At 46.5% G+C, this 22961-nt stretch carries 25 protein-coding genes; 17 read left to right on the forward strand and 8 right to left on the reverse strand.

Annotation, left to right across the window (positions count from 1 at the left end; translation table 11 throughout):
• Positions 1-22 precede the first annotated feature (22 nt).
• The 5 genes from DKW60_RS15610 to DKW60_RS15630 all read right to left on the reverse strand — a co-directional run bounded on the left by DKW60_RS15610 (position 23) and on the right by DKW60_RS15630 (position 6404).
• A complete protein-coding gene (locus DKW60_RS15610) occupies positions 23-1150 on the reverse strand; it encodes a DNA alkylation repair protein (RefSeq protein ID WP_109838594.1) in 1128 nt (375 codons plus the stop codon).
• A gap of 2 nt (positions 1151-1152) precedes the next feature.
• Entirely contained in the window at positions 1153-2106 is a 954-nt protein-coding gene (locus DKW60_RS15615; protein ID WP_109838595.1) for an RDD family protein, read from the reverse strand.
• A gap of 165 nt (positions 2107-2271) precedes the next feature.
• Positions 2272-2886, reverse strand: a complete 615-nt coding sequence (locus DKW60_RS15620) for a DUF2306 domain-containing protein (RefSeq protein WP_109838596.1) — start codon at positions 2884-2886, stop codon at positions 2272-2274.
• A 24-nt stretch (positions 2887-2910) separates the two neighbouring features.
• The gene (locus tag DKW60_RS15625) at positions 2911-5043 is read right to left on the reverse strand and encodes a sensor histidine kinase (RefSeq protein WP_109838597.1); all 2133 of its coding nucleotides are present in this window, start codon (positions 5041-5043) and stop codon (positions 2911-2913) included.
• 23 nt (positions 5044-5066) lie between these two features.
• A complete protein-coding gene (locus DKW60_RS15630) occupies positions 5067-6404 on the reverse strand; it encodes a sigma-54-dependent transcriptional regulator (RefSeq protein ID WP_109838598.1) in 1338 nt (445 codons plus the stop codon).
• A 166-nt stretch (positions 6405-6570) separates the two neighbouring features.
• On the opposite strand from DKW60_RS15630, the gene DKW60_RS15635 reads away from it, so the two are divergent.
• The 6 genes from DKW60_RS15635 to DKW60_RS15660 all read left to right on the forward strand — a co-directional run bounded on the left by DKW60_RS15635 (position 6571) and on the right by DKW60_RS15660 (position 10900).
• Positions 6571-7392 (forward strand): ABC transporter substrate-binding protein, encoded by an 822-nt coding sequence (locus DKW60_RS15635; RefSeq protein WP_109838599.1) that lies wholly within the window; start codon positions 6571-6573, stop codon positions 7390-7392.
• Positions 7393-7466: 74 nt separating this feature from the next.
• Positions 7467-7691, forward strand: a complete 225-nt coding sequence (locus DKW60_RS15640) for an AbrB/MazE/SpoVT family DNA-binding domain-containing protein (protein WP_109838600.1) — start codon at positions 7467-7469, stop codon at positions 7689-7691.
• Positions 7678-8118: a type II toxin-antitoxin system VapC family toxin gene (locus DKW60_RS15645; RefSeq protein ID WP_109838601.1), complete on the forward strand. Its 441-nt coding sequence runs from the start codon at positions 7678-7680 to the stop codon at positions 8116-8118. The genes DKW60_RS15640 and DKW60_RS15645 overlap by 14 nt, the downstream gene beginning before the upstream one ends.
• Positions 8119-8231: 113 nt before the next feature.
• Positions 8232-9008 carry a methyltransferase domain-containing protein gene (locus tag DKW60_RS15650; protein WP_109838602.1) on the forward strand — a complete coding sequence of 259 codons (777 nt, stop codon included), beginning with the start codon at positions 8232-8234 and terminating at the stop codon, positions 9006-9008.
• A gap of 15 nt (positions 9009-9023) precedes the next feature.
• On the forward strand, positions 9024-9791 hold the full coding sequence (locus tag DKW60_RS15655; protein WP_219988784.1) for a maleate cis-trans isomerase family protein: 768 nt from the start codon (positions 9024-9026) through the stop codon (positions 9789-9791).
• 158 nt (positions 9792-9949) lie between these two features.
• Entirely contained in the window at positions 9950-10900 is a 951-nt protein-coding gene (locus DKW60_RS15660) for an Ig-like domain-containing protein (RefSeq protein WP_109838604.1), read from the forward strand.
• Between the two features lie 103 nt (positions 10901-11003).
• Here the strand turns inward: DKW60_RS15660 and DKW60_RS15665 are convergent, their stop codons facing one another.
• The gene (locus DKW60_RS15665; protein WP_109838605.1) at positions 11004-12104 is read right to left on the reverse strand and encodes a 3-deoxy-7-phosphoheptulonate synthase; all 1101 of its coding nucleotides are present in this window, start codon (positions 12102-12104) and stop codon (positions 11004-11006) included.
• Positions 12105-12438: 334 nt separating this feature from the next.
• On the opposite strand from DKW60_RS15665, the gene DKW60_RS15670 reads away from it, so the two are divergent.
• The 7 genes from DKW60_RS15670 (at position 12439) to DKW60_RS15705 (ending at position 18624) form a co-directional block, all read left to right on the forward strand.
• Positions 12439-13368: a DMT family transporter gene (locus DKW60_RS15670; protein WP_109838606.1), complete on the forward strand. Its 930-nt coding sequence runs from the start codon at positions 12439-12441 to the stop codon at positions 13366-13368.
• Positions 13365-13892, forward strand: a complete 528-nt coding sequence (locus tag DKW60_RS15675; RefSeq protein ID WP_219988785.1) for a thermonuclease family protein — start codon at positions 13365-13367, stop codon at positions 13890-13892. Before DKW60_RS15670 ends, DKW60_RS15675 begins: the two co-directional genes overlap by 4 nt.
• 411 nt (positions 13893-14303) lie before the next feature.
• A complete protein-coding gene (locus DKW60_RS15685; RefSeq protein ID WP_109838608.1) occupies positions 14304-16136 on the forward strand; it encodes an ABC transporter ATP-binding protein in 1833 nt (610 codons plus the stop codon).
• Positions 16137-16299: 163 nt separating this feature from the next.
• Positions 16300-17256: an MBL fold metallo-hydrolase gene (locus DKW60_RS15690; RefSeq protein ID WP_109838609.1), complete on the forward strand. Its 957-nt coding sequence runs from the start codon at positions 16300-16302 to the stop codon at positions 17254-17256.
• A 226-nt stretch (positions 17257-17482) separates the two neighbouring features.
• Complete coding sequence (locus DKW60_RS15695; protein WP_109838610.1) at positions 17483-17758, forward strand: Lcl C-terminal domain-containing protein; 276 nt, start codon at positions 17483-17485, stop codon at positions 17756-17758.
• Positions 17759-17806: 48 nt separating this feature from the next.
• Positions 17807-18148 (forward strand): UPF0175 family protein, encoded by a 342-nt coding sequence (locus DKW60_RS15700; RefSeq protein WP_109838611.1) that lies wholly within the window; start codon positions 17807-17809, stop codon positions 18146-18148.
• A complete protein-coding gene (locus DKW60_RS15705; RefSeq protein ID WP_109838612.1) occupies positions 18133-18624 on the forward strand; it encodes a PIN domain-containing protein in 492 nt (163 codons plus the stop codon). Before DKW60_RS15700 ends, DKW60_RS15705 begins: the two co-directional genes overlap by 16 nt.
• A gap of 138 nt (positions 18625-18762) precedes the next feature.
• Here the strand turns inward: DKW60_RS15705 and DKW60_RS15710 are convergent, their stop codons facing one another.
• The gene (locus DKW60_RS15710) at positions 18763-19923 is read right to left on the reverse strand and encodes an ATP-binding protein (protein WP_109838613.1); all 1161 of its coding nucleotides are present in this window, start codon (positions 19921-19923) and stop codon (positions 18763-18765) included.
• A gap of 351 nt (positions 19924-20274) precedes the next feature.
• Here DKW60_RS15710 and DKW60_RS15715 point away from each other — a divergent pair, with 351 nt between their 5' ends.
• The 4 genes from DKW60_RS15715 (at position 20275) to DKW60_RS15730 (ending at position 22513) form a co-directional block, all read left to right on the forward strand.
• Positions 20275-20880, forward strand: coding sequence for a Uma2 family endonuclease (locus DKW60_RS15715; protein WP_109838614.1), 606 nt, complete (start codon positions 20275-20277; stop codon positions 20878-20880).
• 327 nt (positions 20881-21207) lie between these two features.
• On the forward strand, positions 21208-21768 hold the full coding sequence (locus DKW60_RS15720; protein ID WP_109838615.1) for a Uma2 family endonuclease: 561 nt from the start codon (positions 21208-21210) through the stop codon (positions 21766-21768).
• Between the two features lie 86 nt (positions 21769-21854).
• The gene (locus tag DKW60_RS15725; RefSeq protein WP_109838616.1) at positions 21855-22094 is read left to right on the forward strand and encodes a type II toxin-antitoxin system Phd/YefM family antitoxin; all 240 of its coding nucleotides are present in this window, start codon (positions 21855-21857) and stop codon (positions 22092-22094) included.
• Positions 22091-22513, forward strand: coding sequence for a type II toxin-antitoxin system VapC family toxin (locus DKW60_RS15730; protein ID WP_109838617.1), 423 nt, complete (start codon positions 22091-22093; stop codon positions 22511-22513). The genes DKW60_RS15725 and DKW60_RS15730 overlap by 4 nt, the downstream gene beginning before the upstream one ends.
• Positions 22514-22671: 158 nt before the next feature.
• On the opposite strand, the gene DKW60_RS15735 is transcribed toward DKW60_RS15730, so the two are convergent.
• A complete protein-coding gene (locus DKW60_RS15735; protein ID WP_109838618.1) occupies positions 22672-22848 on the reverse strand; it encodes a type II toxin-antitoxin system Phd/YefM family antitoxin in 177 nt (58 codons plus the stop codon).
• Positions 22849-22961: the final 113 nt, after the last annotated feature.

Genomic DNA, 22961 nt, shown 5'->3' on the forward strand with positions numbered 1-22961 from the left:
ATGGTTTTTCAGGGTCGACTACCTACATCAGCAATTCAAAGTCTGCTTTCCCCATAGAAACCCCATTCACCATAATCTCAAGGCTGTGCTCCCCAGCGTAATATTGGCGAGTCGTTATCTTCTTCATCGGATGTTTCTTAGAGATATTCAGCGTCTTATTCGCCGCTAAGTTTGCAGTCTTCCACTTAAACACTTTGGGCGAGGTCGCACCATTGGCTTTTTGATGATGAATGACATAGTCAATCAGTAGCGGCTGCGCTTCACCAGATGCTGAGTCTATTGAAAACGTACACTCCAATGCCTCACCAAAAATAACCTGTGGCGTAGAAATTTCAATCGTCGCTTGTTGTATCTTTGCCGGTTTATAGCCAAAGGCTGCTAAGGTTTTTGGGTGGCCATTTTTAATCAGCGTTCGACAAGCATGACGCACCAGTTTTACTCGCTCTTTGCCGGCATCAGTCAACCATTGCCCGGCGATATCAGCCACCCATTCCGGATGATCTTTAGCAATATCATTGAGGTTATTCGCCACCGAACGACGCACATATTGCGAGTCGTCGTCTTTCAGCATTTCCAACAACTCAATCACCGCAGCAGGGTCGTCAACAAACACTGGTAAACGCATCCCCCAAGGTAATCGCGGCCTGCTTCCCTCAGAAGCCAAACGCCTGACATGCTGATCATCATCCAGTGCCCAGTCTCTTAAATAAGGCAGTGTTTTATCGGAATCATTTAGCAGAAAATAGCGAATCGCAAACTCAGCGGTTGAGCGCTTAGTCATCTCTTTGAGAAGCGTCATCGAAAGATCTAAATGGTCATGGCCTTGCAAAGCTACGTAATGCGCCATCGAGATAATCGCCCATCCGGCAATACCGTTGGAATCAATTTTTCCTGCAGACAGGTCGTCTTGAAGTGGTGTACCGAGACTGGCAAACAGGATCGCTCCGGCCTGTTCAAAGTCATCAGGAAAGTACGTGATCATGGTATCGGTGATGCGGTCTGTGCGTTGTTTTAGCTCCAGAAGTTCCAGGCCATCCGCTGCATCATTAATAAAACCAGAGGCATCAAAATCCGCGTAGTGCTTATCAAAGTGGCCAGCCATGCCTTCAATGATTCCGCGATTTATCCAGTTCTTAAATGGCTCAGCCATGTTTACTCCAGCGCTTGTTTACTGAAGGAATATTGCCTGTTGTGCCAGCGTGAGAATATCCCGATATCATAGCCATAAGTCATTAGCAGCCTGATTTGACTGTTTTGTTCGGCTTCCGGATACGTTGATAACACTATCTTCGCGAAGTCCTTAGCCATCGCTTCATCAGCTGTCTCATCACTGCGAAGGAAGACGCCTGCTGACAGAAAGTTAGACCTCTCTGATTCACCCGCTTCGTTAAAACCAGTGAAACCAATCACCTTAATAAAAGCATCACGAACCGCTGGGTTTTCCATGAGGCTAAGCCTTGCCGTTTGTAAATCCTCTGCAGTAATCAGTTCTTCAAACGCTACGTCTTTTTGCAAGGTGCCATACACAAACGGGATACTTGCTGAAATCAGAAGCAACAATCCGACAATGTAAGGATGTCCTTTCCAGACAGCGCCCGTTTCCTGTTTTTTTGCATCGGCATTGACCACATAACTGCCGACGATTAGGTCATGCAAAGACTGCCGCGTCATGGTGTTAAAACAGTACAAATAGGGGATAGCGAGTAGCCCACCAAACACGATGATATAGATCGGATAAATCAGGAACGTCGGTGAGTTGTCACCTGTAAATTGCAGCGCATTGAGGAAGAAAGGAGTGCCTAAAATCACATAGCGGATCAGTGATTTTATCAGGCTGATTGAGTTGTTCGACGCATCCACGACACGGATTTTGAGTAGCTTTTTACCGAGCGTTTGCCCGTTAAATAAGGCGCTATTCATGAGTCCGAAGTAGGCAACAGAAATAACAAAACCGACTATCCGGCCCCACTGTCCCATCTCGACAAAAGTGCTTTCAAACACCAGACCCAATAGAAAACCAAGTAATCCCAGAATTAAACTATCAATGAATAAAGCGCCCAGACGTCGCCAAAATCCGGAAATCCATCGCTGTTCAATCTGTTCCATCGTGCACCTGATTTGTTATCAATTGGGATATATTGCGAGGCAGTATAAAAGATAATCTTGGGTTTAGCTTGTTCCCATATCGCAGGTATAGATAAGCAGATTTGTGAAGATAGGCCGGCTATTTGGGGTACTCATAGGCGAGCTGCAAACCGCTAAAACTGATTCTTAATCTGCTGTCAGGCGACTCGTCAAAACAAACGCAAACAACAGATTCGGCACCCAACACAACCACGCAACTACTCTATATGCCGATTCAAAGTCACCAAAAATACCTATCAAGATCGGCAACCATAAACGCAGCATCACCGCCGCAAAGCAAAGAGAAAAGCTATAAATCATCATGATTTGATGCTTCTGAACTTCGCGCTTTCTAATATGAAGGTAAGCCCGCACTGTCGTGAACACCCACAAAACACCCAGGCTCATAAAGCCAATAATGGATACCAGCCCACCAGTTGCATACAGGGCGATATAGATACTAGCGGTACCACTGATGATTGCAGCCACAACATACAACTTACCAATCAATCGGTGTAAGTTCAGATTGCGACGGCGCAGTTGAGGACTAAACTGCGACCAACCAATCAGCAGTGAAAAACCACCGAGAATGATGTGAGTATAAAACCCGACATTCCATGATAAGTCTGACAGAAGCTCAGTACTCTTACTGTCCAGCAGGCCAAATTCCCGATCGAACATAAAGTACATCAGTGGATATAAACCGATGGCGATACATAGGAAAGCGAAGCTATAAAAGGTGGTTTTTTTGTTAAGTGTCATAGGTGTAGTCTAGCAGCTTATGACCTAAATAATCTTCGGCGGTGCATCCTGCAACTGCTCAATCTCAAATAACTGCTCAATCAGCTCCTGCTCATCTTCAATCATCTTCGGCTTTAGCAATAACCAAATGGTAAAAGTCGCACCTTCACCGGGTCTCGACGTCGCCGTAATATTTCCACCATAACGGTGAATCAAGCTGTAACTCAGCGATAAACCAAGACCCGTGCCTTCACTGCCAACTTGTTGTTTTGTTGTGAAAAACGGATTAAAAATCTTATCAATCTTCTCATCAGGAATGCCCGCACCATTATCCTTCACGTCAATCATCACGCCTTTTTCCAGCCAATCACGTGTACTGATGGTAATGCTACCGTTGTGATCCGGAATGGCTTGCACCGCATTTCGAATCAAATTAACCAGCACCTGCTGTAGCTCATGCGCATTAATTTCAATGGGCTGGGTCGCTGTGTAATTCGCCTCTAGCGTAAATTGCTTCTGCTTACGTAAATGTTCAACCAACTGGAAGGTTTGCTTGACCACCTCATTAGTATCAACGGTTTCTAAGTGCGCCGAATAGGTACCGGGGCGTGCATACTGTAACAGGTTATTGAGAATCTCTTGTATCCGGTAAATCTGCTCAATCACCAGATTAATCTCCTGCTGAACAGGCTTGGCATCCTCGCCCAGCACCGCGCTGAGCATATCCATATTGCCAAGAATTACTGCTGCAGGGTTATTGATTTCATGCGCCACACCAGCGGTCAGTTCCCCAAGTGCTGCCAGCTTTTCGGCAACTACTAATTTGCGTCGGGTCTGACTGAGTATTTTAATAGTATGGCTAAGCTCTTCGTTTCGGCGACTTAACTCTGCTGTACGCCGCTCAACCTTGCTTTCCAGCTCATTCGCCCAGCTGTTTACCTCCTGATTGCGTTGTTGAAGCAGATCCAGCAATGAGTCAAATTCACGGGCAAGCTCACCAATTTCATCCCGTGATTTGACTTTTCCAACCCGTGCATGATGTCCGCGTCTGACCTGACGGATGACGCGATTGAGTCGTTCCAGCGGGCTAAAGATAGATTTGGCACTTTGAAAAGACAACAGCATGGACAGCGCGAGCAGGATAACCAACAACGCGATTAGCGCAAAAATAGCCTGCCACAAGCTATTGCGAAAGGGTGTTTCAAGATAACCTGCGTACAGGATGCCGACCCGCTTTCCATCCACATCATGTATCGGGGTATAGCCCGAGATGTACCAATCGTTTACCACAAACGCGCGATCAACCCAGTTCTCTCCCTGATCCAACACCTGATGTCGAACCACCTCAGAGACGCGCGTTCCCAGTGCTCTCTCGCCACGACGCAGTGGTACATTTGTCGAAATACGTACATCATCCAGAAATAATGTGACCGTACCTAAACTGTCCTCAGGCAGGCTTCCTGGCCCATAGACCAAGTCGCGAATGGTATCCACCAGCGTAAAGTCGCCATTGAGCAGGATACCTGCATCCAGAATGGCCCAGACTTTGCCGTCCTTATCTTTGACCGGATAGAGGGTGCGAATCATCATGCCACGGTCTTCCACTTTACGCTCTGTGGGTGTGGCGTATTGTGTTTCAATCAGAGGGAGGTAGACCTGTCTGGCTAATGATTCGCTGATGGCTTTAAGCTCGTCTTGATTAAAAATCTCAATCCCTGTCACTGCCTGACCATTTAACGCTTGCTGCTGAAGTTTAGAAGGTCGTCCGAGGTCAATTAGGGGCGTTTGATTATTCCCGATATAGCGAAATGCCTCATGAAAATTCAGATAAGAAAAACCAGCGTCCTTTTTTAGCTGATCAACCTGGCTGTGAATGCTCGCCTTATTATGTTTAGTCCATGCCTCACGAAACACATAGGATTCTGCGAAGCGCTCCAGACGGTGTTGGTAATCAACTTGCAGTCGCTGAAAGGCATTATTAGACACACTCAGGTCAGTATTAACCTTAATGTAGAGCTGGTCATACGTTAGGTTATGCCCCCAGTAAATTGCACCACCCACAGCTAGCGGAATCACCAGCACAATCGGGATCAATACCAGCAGCAGTAATTTATAACGCACATTGCGCTGTAGCTTGTTCCAGTAGTATTTGGGATGGAGCTGGCGTGGTAGTTTCATATCATTGACCGGCTGGTGAGTGCTTACTCAAACAAACCCCAGGCTTTTAGTTTGCGCTCCATTGTTTTACGTGAAACACCGAGAACGCGAGAGGCTGCGGACTTGTTACCGTCTTCCATAGCCAATACTTTTAGGATGTGCTTTTTCTCGACTTGCTCCAGTAATAAAGCATCTTCCTCCTCTATGGGGTCGCTTTGCTGATCCGTTTGCGACACAAATCCAGCAATACATTGACTAGGTAGCACACCTAATAATAACGACCTTTCGATGACATTTTTTAACTCACGGACATTGCCCGGCCAGTGATATTCAGACAGCCGCTGCAGTTCCGTTTTACTCAGCACTGGTTTAGCCACTCCCAGCTCCACCGACAACTTTTCGGCAAAGTGGTGACCCAACAAAGCAAGATCGCCACGACGTTTGCGCAGCGGTGGCATGCGGATGCTTAGTACATTGAGGCGGTAATAGAGGTCCTCACGAAACTTTCCCTCTTTGACGGCATTAGCCAGATTACGGTTAGTCGCTGCCAGTATCCGCACATCAACTTTGGTCTCAATATTAGAGCCAACCGGACGGATGCTATGTTCCTCCAGAACCCGTAGTAAATGCACCTGCATGGTCATCGGCATTTCACCGATTTCATCTAAGAACAGCGTGCCCTCTTTGGCAAAGGTGAATAAGCCCTCACGCGCCTGATGCGCACCGGTAAACGCGCCTTTCACATGGCCAAATAATTCACTTTCCAGTAATTCCGCACTCATCGCCCCACAGTTAATAGAGACAAAATTACCGGTGCGTTGGCTCAGGTTATGCACAGCACGTGCCGCCAGCTCTTTACCGGTTCCGGACTCGCCTTCAATTAGCACTGTCGAGGGCATCGGTGCGACATGTTTAATGATTTGGCAAATATTGACCAGCTCCTGACTCTCGCCAATCATATTGTTGACATCAAAATCCTGCTCAACCTGACGGCGAAAGACATAATTCTCACGACGCAATTGTTCGTAGTGTAAACAGCGGTCCACCGATGACTGAATTTGCTCCAAACGAAATGGCTTCATCAGGAAGTCCACCGCACCAACACGCAGTGCCTCAATGGCAGTGGCCAAATCAGCATAGGCCGTCATAAAGATCACCGGCGTTTGATTGCCGTCTTCTCTGATTTTACTTAACCATTCCACACCCGAACCATCCGGCAACCGAATATCAGAAACGATTAGATCGAAGTGGCAGCGACTGATTAACTCATTCGCCATATTCAGGTCGCCTGCTGTTTCCAGCATACCTGCGTATTTGCCAAGGCCTCGTTGCAAAAAGGAGAGGATGCCCGGCTCGTCATCGATGATTAATATAGATTTCATGGTCAAATTGTCTCACATGTTTGGCCGCTAAACGAGACAATTTAGGCCACTATTAAATATTCGGACATTAATCATTGTTGTTATGACTCTGTTTTTTATAGTTTATTGAGTCTTGGCATTGTACTTGCTGTACCTTAAGCTCCATTCAAACTGAGAGGGAAGTCACATGAAAAAACTTTTATCAGCTATTTTACTGTCAACGTCGCTAATCATGACGGCACAGGCCGATACGCCTAGCCCTGCTAAGCCACTGTTAAAGTTGGCAACCACCACGAGTACGGATAACTCAGGTTTGTTAAAAGCGATTTTACCGACGTTTCAGGAAGCAACGGGTTATGAGGTTCAGGTCGTTGCGGTTGGTACGGGTAAAGCACTCAAAATGGGGCGCGATGGTGATGTGGATGTGGTACTGGTACACGCCCGGACCGCTGAGGAAAAGTTTGTTGAAGGTGGTTACGGCGAAAAACGTTATGGCGTGATGTATAACGACTTTGTATTGGTTGGTCCAACAGCAGATCCGGCGTCTGTTAAAGACACGAAAACCGCCGTAGATGCGCTAAAAAATATTGCCAGTAAAGAAGCGATTTTTGTGTCGCGTGGCGACGACTCCGGTACGCACAAAAAAGAGAAAAGCTTGTGGGCCGGTACAGAAATTAAACCTGACGGTCAGTGGTATCGTGAAGCCGGTCAAGGTATGGGTAAAGTGCTGCAAATCGCCGGAGAGCTTGAAGGTTATACCATGACAGACCGCGGCACATGGCTGGCGTATGAGAGTAAATCACCGCTGCAAATTGTGCTGGAGGGCGACGAAACGCTATTTAATCCTTATGGCATTATCGCGGTGAGCCAGGAGCGATATGCCGATATTAATAAGGATGGTGCGCAGGCTTTGATTGATTGGATGGTGTCTGAAGATGGTCAGAAAATGATTGGTGACTTTAAGATTAATGGCAAGCAGTTGTTTGTGCCTAGTGCTGGCGCAGAGTAAGTTCTCCTACTTGCGTTGGCGTGTCTATGGTTTTACTATTCGGATATAGTAAAACCATTAGCGGGTAAATCAAAATGCATAAAGTAAGCGCCAAACGGCAAGTGACTCTGCCAAAAGAGCTCTGCGATAAGACAGGGATTACGCCGGGTGATTACGTCGAAATCTTTGAGTATCTTGGCAAAATCACCGTTATCAAAAAGGTTATAGGCAGCAGCAAGGGTAGCCTGAGTTATCTGAAAGCACGCTCCGATATGACTGACCAAGAATCAATGGCGGATGCTATTAATGATCGCCATTGATACGAATGTATTACTGCGGCATGTACTGCAGGATGATGAGTTGCAGTCACCTCAGGCCTCTCAATTACTAACCGCTAATGAGCGTGTGTTAGTAACGGATGTGGTGCTTGTTGAAACGATCTGGACACTGAGTGGTAAAAAGTATCAAGCCAGTAGGGATGATATTGTTAAACTGATCAATGACTTATTGGGTGAGCCGAATATCATATTTGAAAACCCACAAGCCATTTGGGTTGCTTTGAATGATTTTCGTGCTGAGTATGAGTCATCTACAAGCGATGGCTGTAAACTAAAGCTACCCGATTTCCCGGATGTCTTAATCATTAATAAAGCCAAGCAAACTGCCAAACAGTGGGGAGAATCACTTGAGGCTGTTTATAGCTTTGATACCGGCGCACTAAGAGTTGCAGGTGTGAAGCAACCTTAAGATAGTAGCGATATAAAGGGCAAGTAATCGTTGATGATATTCGCTGGCTTGGATATCTGTGGATACATGCTGTATGTTTATTTCATACCAGAGCACTGATTCGGGAATCCGCCATGATCAACTACGACAAATCCGCCACCCAAGCCATCGAACGTAGCTACAACACACCAGACATCGCCCGACAACGTCTGGAAACACTCAAATCACTAGCACTCAACGTAGGTGAACACGTCATTGACATAGGCTGTGGCACTGGCTTTCTAGTCAATGAAATGGCCGCTGTCGTCGGTGAATCCGGTCACTTAGCGGGCGTAGATTTTAGTCAGGACATGTTGGATGTCGCCGCGCAACGTTGCGATACATTGCCTCAGGTCACCTTGCGTCAGGGCAGTGCGGAGTCATTACCGTTTGATGACGTCAGTTTCGATGCTGCCAGCTGTACCCAAGTCTTACTCTATGTGCCAGAGGTGGAAAGCGCTATTGCCGAACTCGCTCGTGTCTTAAAGCCCGGCGGGCGACTCGCGTTGATTGAAACAGACTGGCGTGGCCTTGTGCTCAACAGTGCGCATTCGTCGCTAACAGACCGTATTTTTAATGCATTTGATGAGTACGTCCCAAACGCAAACTTGCCTGCCAGACTTATTCCCATGTTAAAAGCGGCAGGTTTTGGCGCGATAAAAGTGGATGCCATCCCAATCATCAACACCAGTAACAGCCCCGCTAATTTTTCTGCCGGAAGCTTAGCCTGGACTGCTGATGTAGCAGTTAAATCGAATAAAGTCACACAAGATGAGGCTAATCAGTGGTTGGCTGATATCGACTCAAAAGCGGCAGCAGGTGAATACTTTTTCTGTGTAAACCGCTTCTTGTTTAGTGCCGTTAAACTTTAAATGCTGGGAGGTCTTATGCAGGCGGATGATTCAATGATTGATCTGGAATTTGACCTTGACCGAGGCGTTGGTACGCGAGCAAATCTGGGGCTCATAGTGCTACAAACCGACGAAACCATCGAGCCGGAATTTCGTCAATTAACTGCTGTTGATGGTGTTGCTCTGTATCATTCCAGAATCCCTTCCGGTGCCGAAGTCACGCCTGAAACATTAAGCGGCATGCAAGATGACATCGCCAGATCAGTGAGTTTATTACCAGCGGCAGTCGAGTTTGATGTGATTGGCTATGGCTGTACATCTGCCGCATCAGTTATCGGTGAGTCGGCTGTCGAAGCCTTGGTACAATCCGTGCGTCCAACGGCAAAAGTCACCAACCCAATCACCGCGACAAAAGCTGCCCTGAGCAAATTAGGCGCTCAGCGAGTTGCCTTTGTTTCACCTTATATAGCGGAGGTTTCTTCAAGTCTTCGCAATACTTTGACCGAGGGTGGCTTTGATATCGTCAGTGCCGGCACCTTTAACGAGTCATCAGATAGTGTTGTTGCGCGTATGACCGAGGCGTCGATTCTGGCAGCGATTATCAAGCTCGGGCAGCAATTACCCTGTGATGCGGTCTTTGTTTCCTGCACTAATTTACGAGTCGCGAATGTGATAGAGCAAGCCGAAGCCAAATTAGATGTGCCGGTAATTAGCAGTAATCAGGCAATGGCCTGGCACATGTTAAGACTAGCAGGCATCAATGATTCAGCTCAGGGAGTCGGCAAGCTATTTAGTGAATACTAAGCCACTATGCAGTCTCGCCACGACGGTGAAATAGTGCGGCTCATCTGTTTTTACTAACCAACAGTCATCACCTACATGTCTTTGTAGCCCCGTCTCTCATCTAATCAGTCTCAAACTCCATGACTTGAGTGAAAATCGATAATTAGGCGGGACGTTAAATGATAAAAATATTAACGAAAAAATTCGTAGCGGTAAGCTTACTCAGCCTTTCAGGCGCAGCGATGGCGGACTATCCAGTAGGTGTTCAAGATCACTACAAAGCGTTGGCAAACCAATCGCATAGTTTCTTTGTATTGGATAATGATATTGGTGAGAACCTTCGTTTAGTCAAGACTAACAGCTGGACTTTAAAAGGTGGCAGAGCAGAGATCAGATCACAATTTGAACTCAGAAAGAGATACATTTACTACACAGCACCTGCCGGATTTACTGGTGAAGATGAGTTTTGGTACGTATTCGAAGATGAGCAAGGTCGTACCAATGCAGCCAAGGCGACGGTTACAGTAAGATCTGAGGATGCAGTGCCTTTACTACCCGGTAACGATGACACCACCGTTCAGAAAAATAAGACGATTCGCATCAATGTCATGAAGAATGATAACGATCAGTTTAGTCGTATTGTTGAGTTTAATGACTGGTCTGAGAAGGGCGGAAAAGTCACCATGTTAGAAGGCTTCGCCAATCGTTTTTCACCTTATCTGACGTATACTCCACCGCAAGACTTTGTCGGTACCGATACCTTTTGGTACGTGGTTGGTGGCTCTGATCCGGATGGGTTTAAAAATGCCGCGAAGGTCACGGTTACTGTGACCGAAGCTGATAAATCCGGTGATTATCCAACTGGATCACCAGATAACCTTCAATATGTAAGAGGTGGTAATTTATTTACCACTAGCTATTATCCACTTGATAATGACAGCGGCAGTGAGCTTCAGTTTGTCGGTGAGGGTGGTTACTCTGAGCTTGGTGGTACTTATATACTGTCAAAATCTGGTGCAATGTCATACTACCCTCCGAGTGGCTTTAGTGGTCAGGACAGAGTGTGGTATGTGTTTGAAGATGCACTAGGCAGAACTAACTGGAGCGTTGTTACGTTTAACGTCGACTAAGTCTAAGCTAGTACAACTAAGCGATAACGTCCACCAACCGGAGTGGACGTTATCTCTATAAACGCAGAAGTGCGCACACTTAAATCAGCAAGTAATCCGCTACTCAGGCAACCTTGCGTTTTTCCTGCTGCGTCTTACGCTGCGGCAAAATCTCCTTCACCTGATCACGTAACTCACGCACCATCGCTTCAGTGGTTTCCCAATCAACACAAGCATCGGTAATGGACACGCCATACTTCAAGTCAGCCGGATTATCCGTCAACTTCTGATTACCCTCGCCAATATTACTTTCTACCATGAAGCCAATAATAGAGTCGTTGCCATCGACAATCTGCCGGGCAACATCTTGCATCACATTGCGCTGACGGTTGTGGTCTTTATCAGAGTTCGCATGGGAACAATCAATCATAATATTCGCTTCATGACCGGCTTTTTCTAAGGCCGCTTCACACTCTGCAACGCTCTGAGCGTCGTAGTTGCTGCCCTTATTTCCACCGCGCAATACAATGTGTGCATGCTTATTACCGCGCGTATGAATCACCGATACCTCACCTTCGTGGTTAATACCGAGGAAGCGATGTGGTGTGGACACAGAGTGCAGTGCATTTAAAGCAACACCTAAACCACCGTCGGTGCCGTTCTTGAAGCCAATCGCTGATGATAAGCCCGATGCCATTTCACGGTGAGTCTGTGATTCCGTGGTACGCGCACCAATCGCGCTCCAGCTAATCAAGTCTTGTAAGTACTGCGGTGATACCGGATCCAATGCTTCAGTTGAGGTTGGAATGCCCATATCAGCAAGCTCAGTCAGCAGCTTACGACCTGTGGTCAAACCTTCAGAAATATTGAATGAATTATTCAGATGCGGATCGTTGATCAAACCTTTCCAGCCGACTGTAGTGCGTGGCTTTTCGAAGTAAACGCGCATGACCAGGTACAGCGTGTCAGACACTTCCTCGGCTAACACTTTCAAACGCTTAGCGTAGTCAATCGCTGCCTCAGTATCATGGATCGAACAAGGGCCCACTACCAGAAATAAACGTGGATCAGTACGCTCCAAAATATTCTTAATCGTGCGTCGACCATTCGCGACCGTTTCCATACCTGTCTCAGACAGAGGAACCATTTTCTTTAGCTCTGCCGGTGTCATCAGACGCTCTTCGCTCAGCACATTCAGGTCCTCCAAAGGTGTATTGTTATTCATTTTTCATTTCCTATAAGTCAAAAAAAGCCCCGATAAGTAAACTACCTATCGGGGCTTTCTTAGGCAGTTCACGACCGCCTACATTAAATTCAGAGCGATCTATCCGTGTGGTACGTAAAAATAGCCCAGCCAAAAGTAACCTGTCCCGCTAAGGGCAGATTGCTTGACTGGCTTCATAAATCGCTGTGTGTTTAATGTGTTCATGCCCCCGACTATAACAATTCCAGAAAAGCTTGCAAGTAAAGATTTGATGACACTGGTCAACGAGCCATCGCATTCGGTAAAAATTAGTACTACTATCGCTTACCCAAATCTTTAAAAGTGACTCGCCAGAATGCAACCATCACTACTCGATAAAGCGTCCCCGTATTTACTCTTAGTGCTCACGACACTGTTTTGGGCGGGCAACTTTAACGTAGGGCGGGCTATATCAGCCGAAGTGCCGCCGCTGGGTTTATCATTTTGGCGTTGGGTCGTGGCATTTGCGATTTTATTGCCGTTTGCCTACCGACCGATGAAGCAACACTGGCAACTCATGAAGCAACACATCGGACTCATTTTGGTGTTCTCATTACTTGGCGTGGCCATGTTTAACAGCTTTGTTTACCTTGGTTTGCAAACCACTACCGCCACTAACGGAGTGTTGATGCAATCCGTCTCGCCCATCATTATCATTCTCCTGTCCACGCTCATATTCGGTGATAAAGCCAATGGCCAGCAATGGTTCGGGGTATTAGTGTCATTATTTGGTGCCGGTGTGATTTTAGTGCGCGGTGATATCAGCGTACTGCTGTCGCTGGATTTTAATATTGGTGATATGTGGATTTTAGGCGCTGTCATTAGCTGGTCTGTTTACACCGTACTACTCAGAAAGCTCCCGGTAGCCTTAAAAGGCTTGCCGTTTTTGGGGTACTCGATGATGTTTGGATTAGTGATTATCTTCCCCTTTTATCTCATCGAAACGCTCAACGGACGACCGATGCCAAGCAGCGCCACCGCTATTGCCGGCGTCACTTACGTATCGATATTCGCCTCTTTGCTGGCCTTTCTTTTCTGGAATAACGCGGCCAGCCGCTTGGGTGCCAATCGAACAGGTCAATTTATTCACCTGATCCCGGCCTTTGGACTGACCATCGCCACCGTCATCTTAGGCGAGCAACTACAAAGTTTTCACTACATCGGCATGTTGCTGGTTGCAATTGGTCTGGTGTTGGCCAACCTAAAAGGCTCTGTGCTGGGCAAACGCAAGGAAGCAGGGGCGTGAAGTTTGTAAAGTATGTCGGGGTCGTATTGGCGCTGACCGTTCTGGCGGTTGTGCTGCAGTTCTACAATGGTTATCGCGACCATCAGGAACAGTGCAATTTACAAGGTAAAGTCGTCAAACTCGCGGATGGCGATAGCATTACCGTGTTGGATGATGACAAGGTGCAACACAAAATTCGTTTGTCTGGTATTGATGCACCGGAGCGTAATCAGCCCTATGGCAAAGCTGCGAAACAGTTCTTATCCGATAAAATATTTGGCAAAACGGTCTGTGTCGGTTGGTACAAAAAAGATAAGTACCGCCGCTTGGTCGGCGTCGTGCGCATTAATGATCAAGACGTGAATTATCAGTTAGTTGAAGCTGGTTTAGCCTGGCACTATAAGTACTATCAAAAAGAACAATCCGCGTATGATCGGGTGAAATATGCCGAAGCACAGGAACAGGCTGAGGATAATAAGAGGGGACTGTGGCAAGAGCGGAAGCCCATCACGCCATGGGATTGGCGCAAGGGCGAACGTGAGTGATTAGGCCACGGTGTCGTGTTTTTCGATGCACCGTTTAAATTAAGACCAGGAAGACAAACACGAAGAAAAAAACAAATAAGCAAGCTGGCATGATTACATGAAACCACTCATCTACCTCGGTAGATTTGATGTATGTAACTTCACCAGCAGGTATCCTGTGCTCTCCATCCCAGCAGTGCATTTCAAGAAACCCTGGTTTGTGTTCTATCGAAGCGGCATGATAAATCTTTCCACTTTTTGTGGTCACTTTGTATGACATATCCTCCCCTTGCTTTGCGCCACTCCTTTGAAAAATAGCATGTATTTTGAACATGATCTATATAAAAATGTTTAATGTATCATCGAATTGATTACCCAGTAGTCAACTTCAATTAAATAGCTATCTCCCTCACAAAGTGCTAAAACGACCCTATGCTTAAATCATATTTTTCAAAGTTTATCGACCCGATGGGCATCGATGATACGAGCCAGCCGCCCACCACGGTGTACCGGTTTTTCCGTTACTACCTCGACCCGATACGTGGCTTATTATTGGCAACATTAGCATTGTCTGGAATCGCCACTGTCTCAGAGTTATTGCTGTATGTGTACCTCGGCGACATCGTGGACTGGATGGGCGATGGCAATCGCGAAGGCTTCTTTCAGGAGCATCAAACCGCTTTAATCATGATGTTTGTGGTAGCCGTCATTATCCGTCCCTTATCACTACTCGCCTCGCGGGGGCTGATCAGTTTTTCTCTGGTCGTCGGCTTAGGAAATCGCATTCGCTGGCACAACCACCGTTACGTACTGCGCCAAAGCCTGTCCTATTTCCAGAATGACTTTGCCGGTCGTGTTGCCCAAAAAGTCATGCAAACCGGTAACTCAGCACGCGAGGCCGTGATTAATGTCATCGACGGGCTTTGGTTGCTGGTGGTCTATCTGGTTGGCATCGTTTGGTTGTTTGTTGACATGGACTGGCGTTTGCTGGCCCCTGTGGTGCTGTGGCTGTGTGGCTATGCGTTGGTGATCATCTTCATGGTGCCATCGGTGCGTGGTCGTTCATCAAAACTATCAGAGGCTAACTCGCAATTATTGGGACAGATCGTGGATGGCTACACCAATATCCAGTCGGTGAAACTGTTTGCTACCAATGATCAGGAAGATGCCTATGCCGGTAAATTCATGCGCAGGCATACCGAGGCGTTTCGCAACTTGATGGAATCCATCTTTAATATGACCGTCGCGCTGACGATGCTCAACACAGCTCTGGTCGTCGGTACTGCGATTATCTCAATTATCCTGTGGCAGCAGGACGAAGTCAGTGTTGGCACGATCGCCATAGCCAATGCCCTGATCATGCGCGTGAACCAAATGTCAGGTTGGATTTTGCGCTCGATTACCTCGCTGTTTGAACAGTTCGGTACCGTGCAAAATGGTATTTCTACGATCTCCAAGCCCAATGAAATTCTCGATGCAAAAGCGGCAAAAACACTACAGCTGAGCCAAGGTGTAATCGAGTTTGAAAACATGAGCTTCCGCTATAGTGATGACAATCAGGTGATCGAGCAGGTACAGCTCAAGATAAAACCGGGTGAAAAAGTCGGCTTAGTCGGGCGCTCTGGTGCAGGTAAATCAACACTGGTCAATCTGCTGCTGCGTTTCTATGACGTACATTCAGGCCGAATATTGATTGATGGGCAAAATATTGCAGAGTGTACCCAGCAAAGTCTGCGCGCCAATATCGCTATGGTGACACAGGACACCTCGCTGCTGCATCGCACCGTGCGTGACAATATCCGCTACGGTAAACCCGACGCAACGGATGAGGAAGTGATGCGCGCGGCCAAGCTGGCAGAGGTTGATCAATTCTTACCGAAGCTGGTTGATCCTCACGGTAATCGTGGTTACGACGCACTGGTGGGTGAGCGTGGTGTGAAACTCTCAGGTGGTCAGCGCCAGCGGATAGCCATTGCACGAGTGATTCTTAAAAACGCGCCGATACTGGTGCTTGATGAGGCCACCTCTGCGCTGGACTCTGAAGTAGAGCAAGCCATTCAAAGCCAGCTTACCCAGCTGATGGAAGGCAAAACCGTGATTGCGATTGCTCACCGCTTATCCACCATCGCGGCGATGGATAGATTGGTCGTGATGGATGCCGGAACCATTCTGGAGCAGGGCACTCATCAGGAGTTGTTAGCCAAGGGCGGCTTATATGCACAACTTTGGGAGCGTCAGTCCGGTGGATTTTTACCGGAGGAATAATTGAGACATCATCAGATATCACAATACATCCACCCATTTTTAGACATTGTCAATTCATCCTGTAGTGGTAGCCTAATAAGCAGATGCCGCAACACAATAAGGGTGGGGTTCCCCTACAGCTTCATCCTTATTGGCGGCAATCGCCACACTTAGGAGGAATATAATGACTTATCGCCAACTTTTGCCGATAGCCATGTTGCTATTGGGTGCAGTAATAATCGGTCATGCCGCTGACAGAAAACCACTGGATGGTTACGAAGCTAAAAAAATCAGCGATAACACATGGGTGATCCACGGCCCGACAGAATCACCCAACCCGGAAAATCTTGGGTTCATGAACAACCCCGCGTTTACCGTGACCGATAACAGTGTGATTGTGTTTGACCCTGGCGCCACCAAAGCTACTGGCGAAGGCGTATTGCAACGCATAAAAGAGCAAACCAATAACCCCGTCACACACGTCTTTATCACACATGTCCATGGTGACCATTGGTTGGGAAATCATGCGATCAAAAACGCCTATCCGGATGCCAAATTCTACGCGCATCCCATTATGATCGAACTGGCCAAAGGCGGTGCAGCGTATCAATGGGTAAGTCTGATGGAACAACTCACCAACGGCGCTAGCAAAGGCACCGAAGCCGTTATTCCCGAGGTCGCGCTCAGTGACGAACAAGAAGTAAAAATCGACAACATCACCGTTAGAGCGTATCTTAGTGAATGGGCGCACTCCAAATCCGACGCCATGTTTGTCATCGTTGAAGACAAAGTATTACTGACAGGCGATAACGTCATGAGTAAACGCATCGCTCGCATGAATGACGGAAGCTTTCGCGGCAATATCGACATCATAGAAGCAGCACTGGACTATGACATTGAGGTCGTGATCCCCGGACATGGGCCTTCCGACGGAAAAGAAGTACTGGAGTCATTCAAACAATACCTCAGCGCCATCTACGCTGCAGCCGAAGCAGCCGTTGAGGATGAACTGGAAGCTCACGAAGTAAAGTCGACACTCGCAGAACAATTCGGTGACTATAAAGACTGGCCGGGTTTTGAAAATGAATTTGGCCGGCACATTAGTCTGGCAATTCTTGAAGCAGAGGATGCAAGTTTCTGACCCCTGTGGATGAATCATCCATCAATTGTGGATAACTTAGTGAATAAGTGGATAACTATTTCAGAGATTGCAGTTGAGTCTCTGAAATAGTGCTGAAATGACTGAAAATAACCGATTTCTGCGATACTGCTCTACATACCCCTGATCACCCACCCGATACCATTCATAATCACCCCGTTGTGAAGCCGACGTCAACCTAAAGTAATGTCCTAATATCCACAATGACATGAAGTTTTTATACACAAGCAGTCTCGCGGTACTTGCAGCCCTGAGTATTACTACCGGTCACGCGCAACAAGTCTGTAATAGTAATCTGGCAGAAACCGCTCCTGAAAGTCGCTTCCAACTAAGCGATGGCGAAGCGCTGGACACCAAAACGGGGTTGATCTGGAAGCGCTGTGCCCTCGGTCAAACATGGGACACAGAAGCCAGCCAATGTACCGGATATAATAGATACATCATCACTGAGACGGCTGAGGCTATAGGTAATGGCAATAGTTAGCAGTATCACCTATAATGTTCCTATGTATTCTTCCCATAAGGAATAGGAATGATAACAGTTAATGTTAGTGGATTAAAAAATAATCCCAGTGAAGCCCTGAGAAGTGCCAAGGAAGATATGGTTCTGGTTATGAATCGCGATGAGCCGGATGCGCTTATGATTGGTGTAAATCAGATGAAAGCATTGGATATGCCCGGAGTTCGTACAGCACTTGCGACCGCTCTCTTTAAGGATGGAGATCTCTCGTTAGCACGTGCAGCTAAGTTGGCAAGTATGACCTTGGCTGGCTTCATTACGCATATATCAAGGTTAGGAATCCCTGTAATTAGTCAGAGTGATGAAGAAGTTGAATCAGATATGGATACGCTTGACGAATGGCTCGCATCATAGTCTCAGACGCTAGTCCTCTGATTGGATTAAGCATTGTCGATGGTTTGAAGTGGTTGCCAGAACTGTTTGAAACAGTATGGATTCCTGATGCAGTTAAGGGTGAGGTTCTACCCAAACGTGCAGCTCAGGGAAAGCAAGCGATTGAGCTATCCTTGGAAAAAGGATGGCTTCAGTTATGGCCTGAACCAATTGATCCCTTAATTGATATAGACCTTGATGAAGGTGAAAGTGCTTGTATTAGCATTGCTATGGGATTAACTGAGCCAGTACTGTTAATAATGGATGAGCGGGCCGGAAGAGCTGTTGCCAAAGAAAAGGGTATTGCAGTAATCGGAACGGCTGCGATCATTGGTGAGGCAAAAAAGCGTGGCTTAATCGCCTCAGCCAGAGAAGCGTTTGATGTATTACATCGGTCTGATTTTAGAATATCGGCCAATGTTATTAAGACGGTATTAGCCAGAGTCGATGAGGTTTAATTGTGTGTTTGGAGCGCTGCATGCCACCACTAAATATAAAAACAGGTGACCTTTTAGCCGCTGACTATTTAGCGGGTGAGCGCGAGAGTGAAATTAAGCATGAGTATGCTGCAGGAAGAATCTCACTCCTGGAGCCCTTCACACCCCCTCTAAAGCATCCACCAGTATATTGCGAACTTTTACATTATCTACCTGCAACCGATCAGAGCCATTATAGAGAACATAAGCATCCTCAAGACAGGCCGGAGATGCTTGTCGGAACTGCTTAATCCCTTTCAGAAACTGCGGGTTAAATGTTGCTGAAGATTTAATCTCAATAGGTAGCAAGCCCTGATGAGTTCGAACCAGTAGATCGACTTCATTACCATTTGAGTCACGATAAAAGTATAGATCTGGCCGCTTTCCCTGATTTAACAGCGACTTGAGCACCTCCAGAATAATCATATTCTCGTACAAATTACCCCGTAGTGGATCGCGACTCACCTGATCCGCGTTGTGAATGCCCAATAAAAATGTCGCTAAACCCGTATCGGTAAAATACAACTTTGGTGACTTCACTACCCGCTTGCGGATGTTCTCAAAAAAAGGCGGTAGCTCAAACAAAATGTAAGATGCTTTCAACACGCTAATCCAACTCTTAATCGTCGTGGATGACACACCGATGTCATTGGATAGTGATGAATAATTGATAACCTGTCCGACGCGCCCCGCCATTAATGTCAAGAACTGCTGAAACCGACTCAGGTCAGTCAAATTAATCATGGCCCTTACATCTCGCTCGACATAAGTCTGCAAATAACCATTAAAGAAACGATCAGGCTTCAAACCAAACTGATGCAAACGTGGATATGACCCGCGCCATATACAGTCATAGGCATCAAGTGTGACTTCCGTTTGTTTCAGCTCAGACAACGCTAATGGCAGAAGTGTCAACATTGCAGTGCGACCTGCCAGAGATTGATTAATCACCTGCTGAAGGTCTGGCTGGTGGCTGCCCGTTAGGATAAACATTCCAGGCTTTTGGGACTCATCCACAATTCCCTGAATGTATGACAGCAATATAGGAACGCGCTGAATTTCATCCAGAATTGCGCCATCAGGAAGCTGTGACAAAAAGCCTTTAGGGTCAGCTTCCGCAGCTTGACGAATATCGGGTGTTTCAAGAAGGAAGTAAGGTTTGTCAGGAAAGGTTTCGCGAGCAAGGGTAGTCTTGCCGGACTGGCGTGGCCCCAGTAACGTAACGACCGGATACTCAAGGCTGCTCTCGATATACTCTGAAGTGATATCACGTGTATACATGTGATCAAGAGTAAATGAATCTATGTAAATTTCAAACTGAACTTTGGATTTGCATAGATATAACAGATGTATTTAGCCGTTAAACAGTCGTCGATATTTATCAGCGGATTGATAATGAGGATGTGGTTAGTTATCAGTGGGGTTTGCAGGAGAAGACAACGACGAGTGATATTCTGCTTCAGTCTCATGAATAATAAACCGATTGAAACAATAGGTTGAGGTTGCTGATGCATGCCTCAGGGGTAGAAAAGAGCTTGGGTTGTGAGTTGAACCTTCAAATAGCCGAATGGATAGCGCACAGCAGATTGGTTAATTTGCTATAATTAGCACATCAAGACTATGGAGCGCCATATGCCACCACTAAATGCAAAAACAGATCACCTGTTAGTCGCTGACTTTTTAGAGGGTGAGCGTGAGAGTGAAATCAAGCACGAGTACGTTGAGGGACAAGTGTTTGCAATGGCTGGTGCTAGTCTTTGGCATAACCTGCTTACGGGTAATCTAAACGGCCTTTTGTGGAATCAACTGCGCGATAAGCCATGCTTTCCCGTAACAGGGGATATGCTGCTCAAAACAACTAAGGATCGCTATCGATATCCTGATTTACAGATAATCTGCGATGACGATTCATCAGAAGATGAATACGTGCGTGAGAATCCTGTTCTTATCGTGGAAGTCCTGTCACGCAGTACTCGCAGAGTCGACAAAACTGAGAAACGTGCTGAATATCTGGCAATAGAAAGTGTACAAGAGTATGTCTTAATCGAGCAGGATGTTGCGGAAATAGAAATCCAGCGTCGGCGCGCTAACTGGCAGCCAGAGTATTACTATCTTGGGCAAGATATAACGTTTGAGTCCGTCGGTATCACCGTGTCGGTTCAGGATATTTATCAGCGTGTTAATAATGAGGATGTGGTTAGTTATCTGCGGGAGTTGCAGGAGGCATCTCACTCCTAGCTGATTATGGAAGCCTTGTCAGGCCTCTTCAGCGATAGGATGAAAACGAAACATCACCACCATCAACTAACTGCGCAGATCCATCATCAATCTCGTCAATTCTCTGTTCTGCTTCTCTGGCCTAAAGCTTATCAATTTCTGGTTTTGTGGGGATATTCAAGCTCTTGAGAAGCATATCGATCCTCTTCGACGAGACGACATGACTCTGGAAACTGTTCAAGTCGATCCGTTATTTCGAAAACACGTGATGACTATGTAAGGTTACGGTGTGCTAATATGATTACGATGCAATAACTTACGAAGACAAATTTCATCAGGAGTCACCTTGTGAGTACAGCAACACAATCCGATCACATTACGGCCTCTGAATACCTGTTGAGTGAAAATGACCGACCTGATGGTGTGCGCTATGAATACGTCAATGGCAAAGTCTATGCAATGGCGGGTGCCAGCAGAAACCATAACCGACTGTGCGGTAAACTCTTCAATAAACTGTTTAACCACCTTGAAGATAGTCCGTGCGAAGTATTCCAGTCGGATATGAAAGTTGGGATAAGCACACAAAGCGAGAGCTACTTTTACTATCCCGATATTCAGGTGAGCTGCGAAAATGAGGATGACCAATACTACAACCAATCACCTTGCCTGATAATCGAAGTCCTTTCCAACAGTACGGCGCGCACAGACCGTACTGAAAAGCTCCATGCTTACCAGCAAATCCCCGGCTTGCAAGAATATCTATTATGCTCACAGGACTCACCATCCGTGGAACTGCATCGACGCGATAATAGTTGGAGTGCTGAGTACTTTTCCGGCGGTGACATCATAACGCTTAACTCCGTCGGTATTGAACTTCAGATAAGTGAGATTTACGATTTCTTGACTTAGGGTGTAGGCACATAAGTCAGATATCAAATTTACGTTAGTTGTTTTACAATATAGCTAGATTGTCTAGATTATTTGTGAGGTGAACTATGGACTGGCAGTTAGCAGAAGCTAAAAACCGATTTAGTGAGGTGGTACGAAGAGCGTTACTCAGTGAACCTCAACGAATCACTCGACGCAATGACAGCGTGATTGTGATCTCTGAAAAGGAGTATCAGAAATTACTGGGTAAGCAGGTTTCATTGGTGGATTACTTAATGTCTGGCCCTTCGCTTGAAGGACTTGACTTAGCGCGTGATAAATCGCCGATGCGAGATATCGAGCTATGAGAGTGCTGCTGGATACTTGCGTACTCTCTGAGTTACAAAAGCCCCACTGCACGGAATCTGTCCGTGAATTCGTTCGGAGATTACCCGAGAAAGATGTTTTCGTTAGTGCCATCTCTATAGGAGAAATTGCCAAGGGCATTGCTTTGCTAGATGAAGGAAGCCGAAAGCGCGGACTGTTGCAGTGGTTGAATGGCTTAGTGCATAACTACGAGGAGAACATTGTCAGCGTGGATAAAGAGGTTTCGCAGATTTGGGGTGAAATCACCGCAAAAGCACAGCGCCGTGGTATGCAAATTCCTGCGGGAGATGGTTTGATCGCTGCTTGTGCGCTACATCAAGGATTGCACATTGTTACGCGTAATGTGAAAGACTTTGAGCCGACGGGAGCGTTGATCATTAACCCTTGGGTAGATGATTGATGGCAATGGTTAAATGTCACAGTAAGTAATGTCTGTCGCTACCCTGATTTGCAGATAATCTGCGATGACGACACATAGCGATATTTATCAGCGAGTTGATAATGAGGATGTGGTTAGTTATCTGCGGGGTCTGACGGAAGAGTCTCACTCCTAGCCCTTTACATCCCCTCCAGAATTTCCATGCGTCTTACCATGTACTCATAGTCGCTGACATCCAGTAGATAGGCAGACGGTTGACCTTGCTCGGTAATTAGGATTGGTTCTTTGGACTCCCGAAGTTCTGCCAGAATTCTTGTTGCTTGCCTTTTGAGAGTCGTCACTAGCTCGGTACACATGTGAAAGATTCAAGAAGTTAAATGTATCACTGTATTGTCATATTTTAAGCAGCTCTTATTGAGTATTAATTAACCTGTAATAAATGTAGCGCTTAAGTACCTACCTAAAAGTT

The organism is Leucothrix pacifica (assembly GCF_003172875.1).
GTDB lineage: Bacteria > Pseudomonadota > Gammaproteobacteria > Thiotrichales > Thiotrichaceae > Leucothrix > Leucothrix pacifica.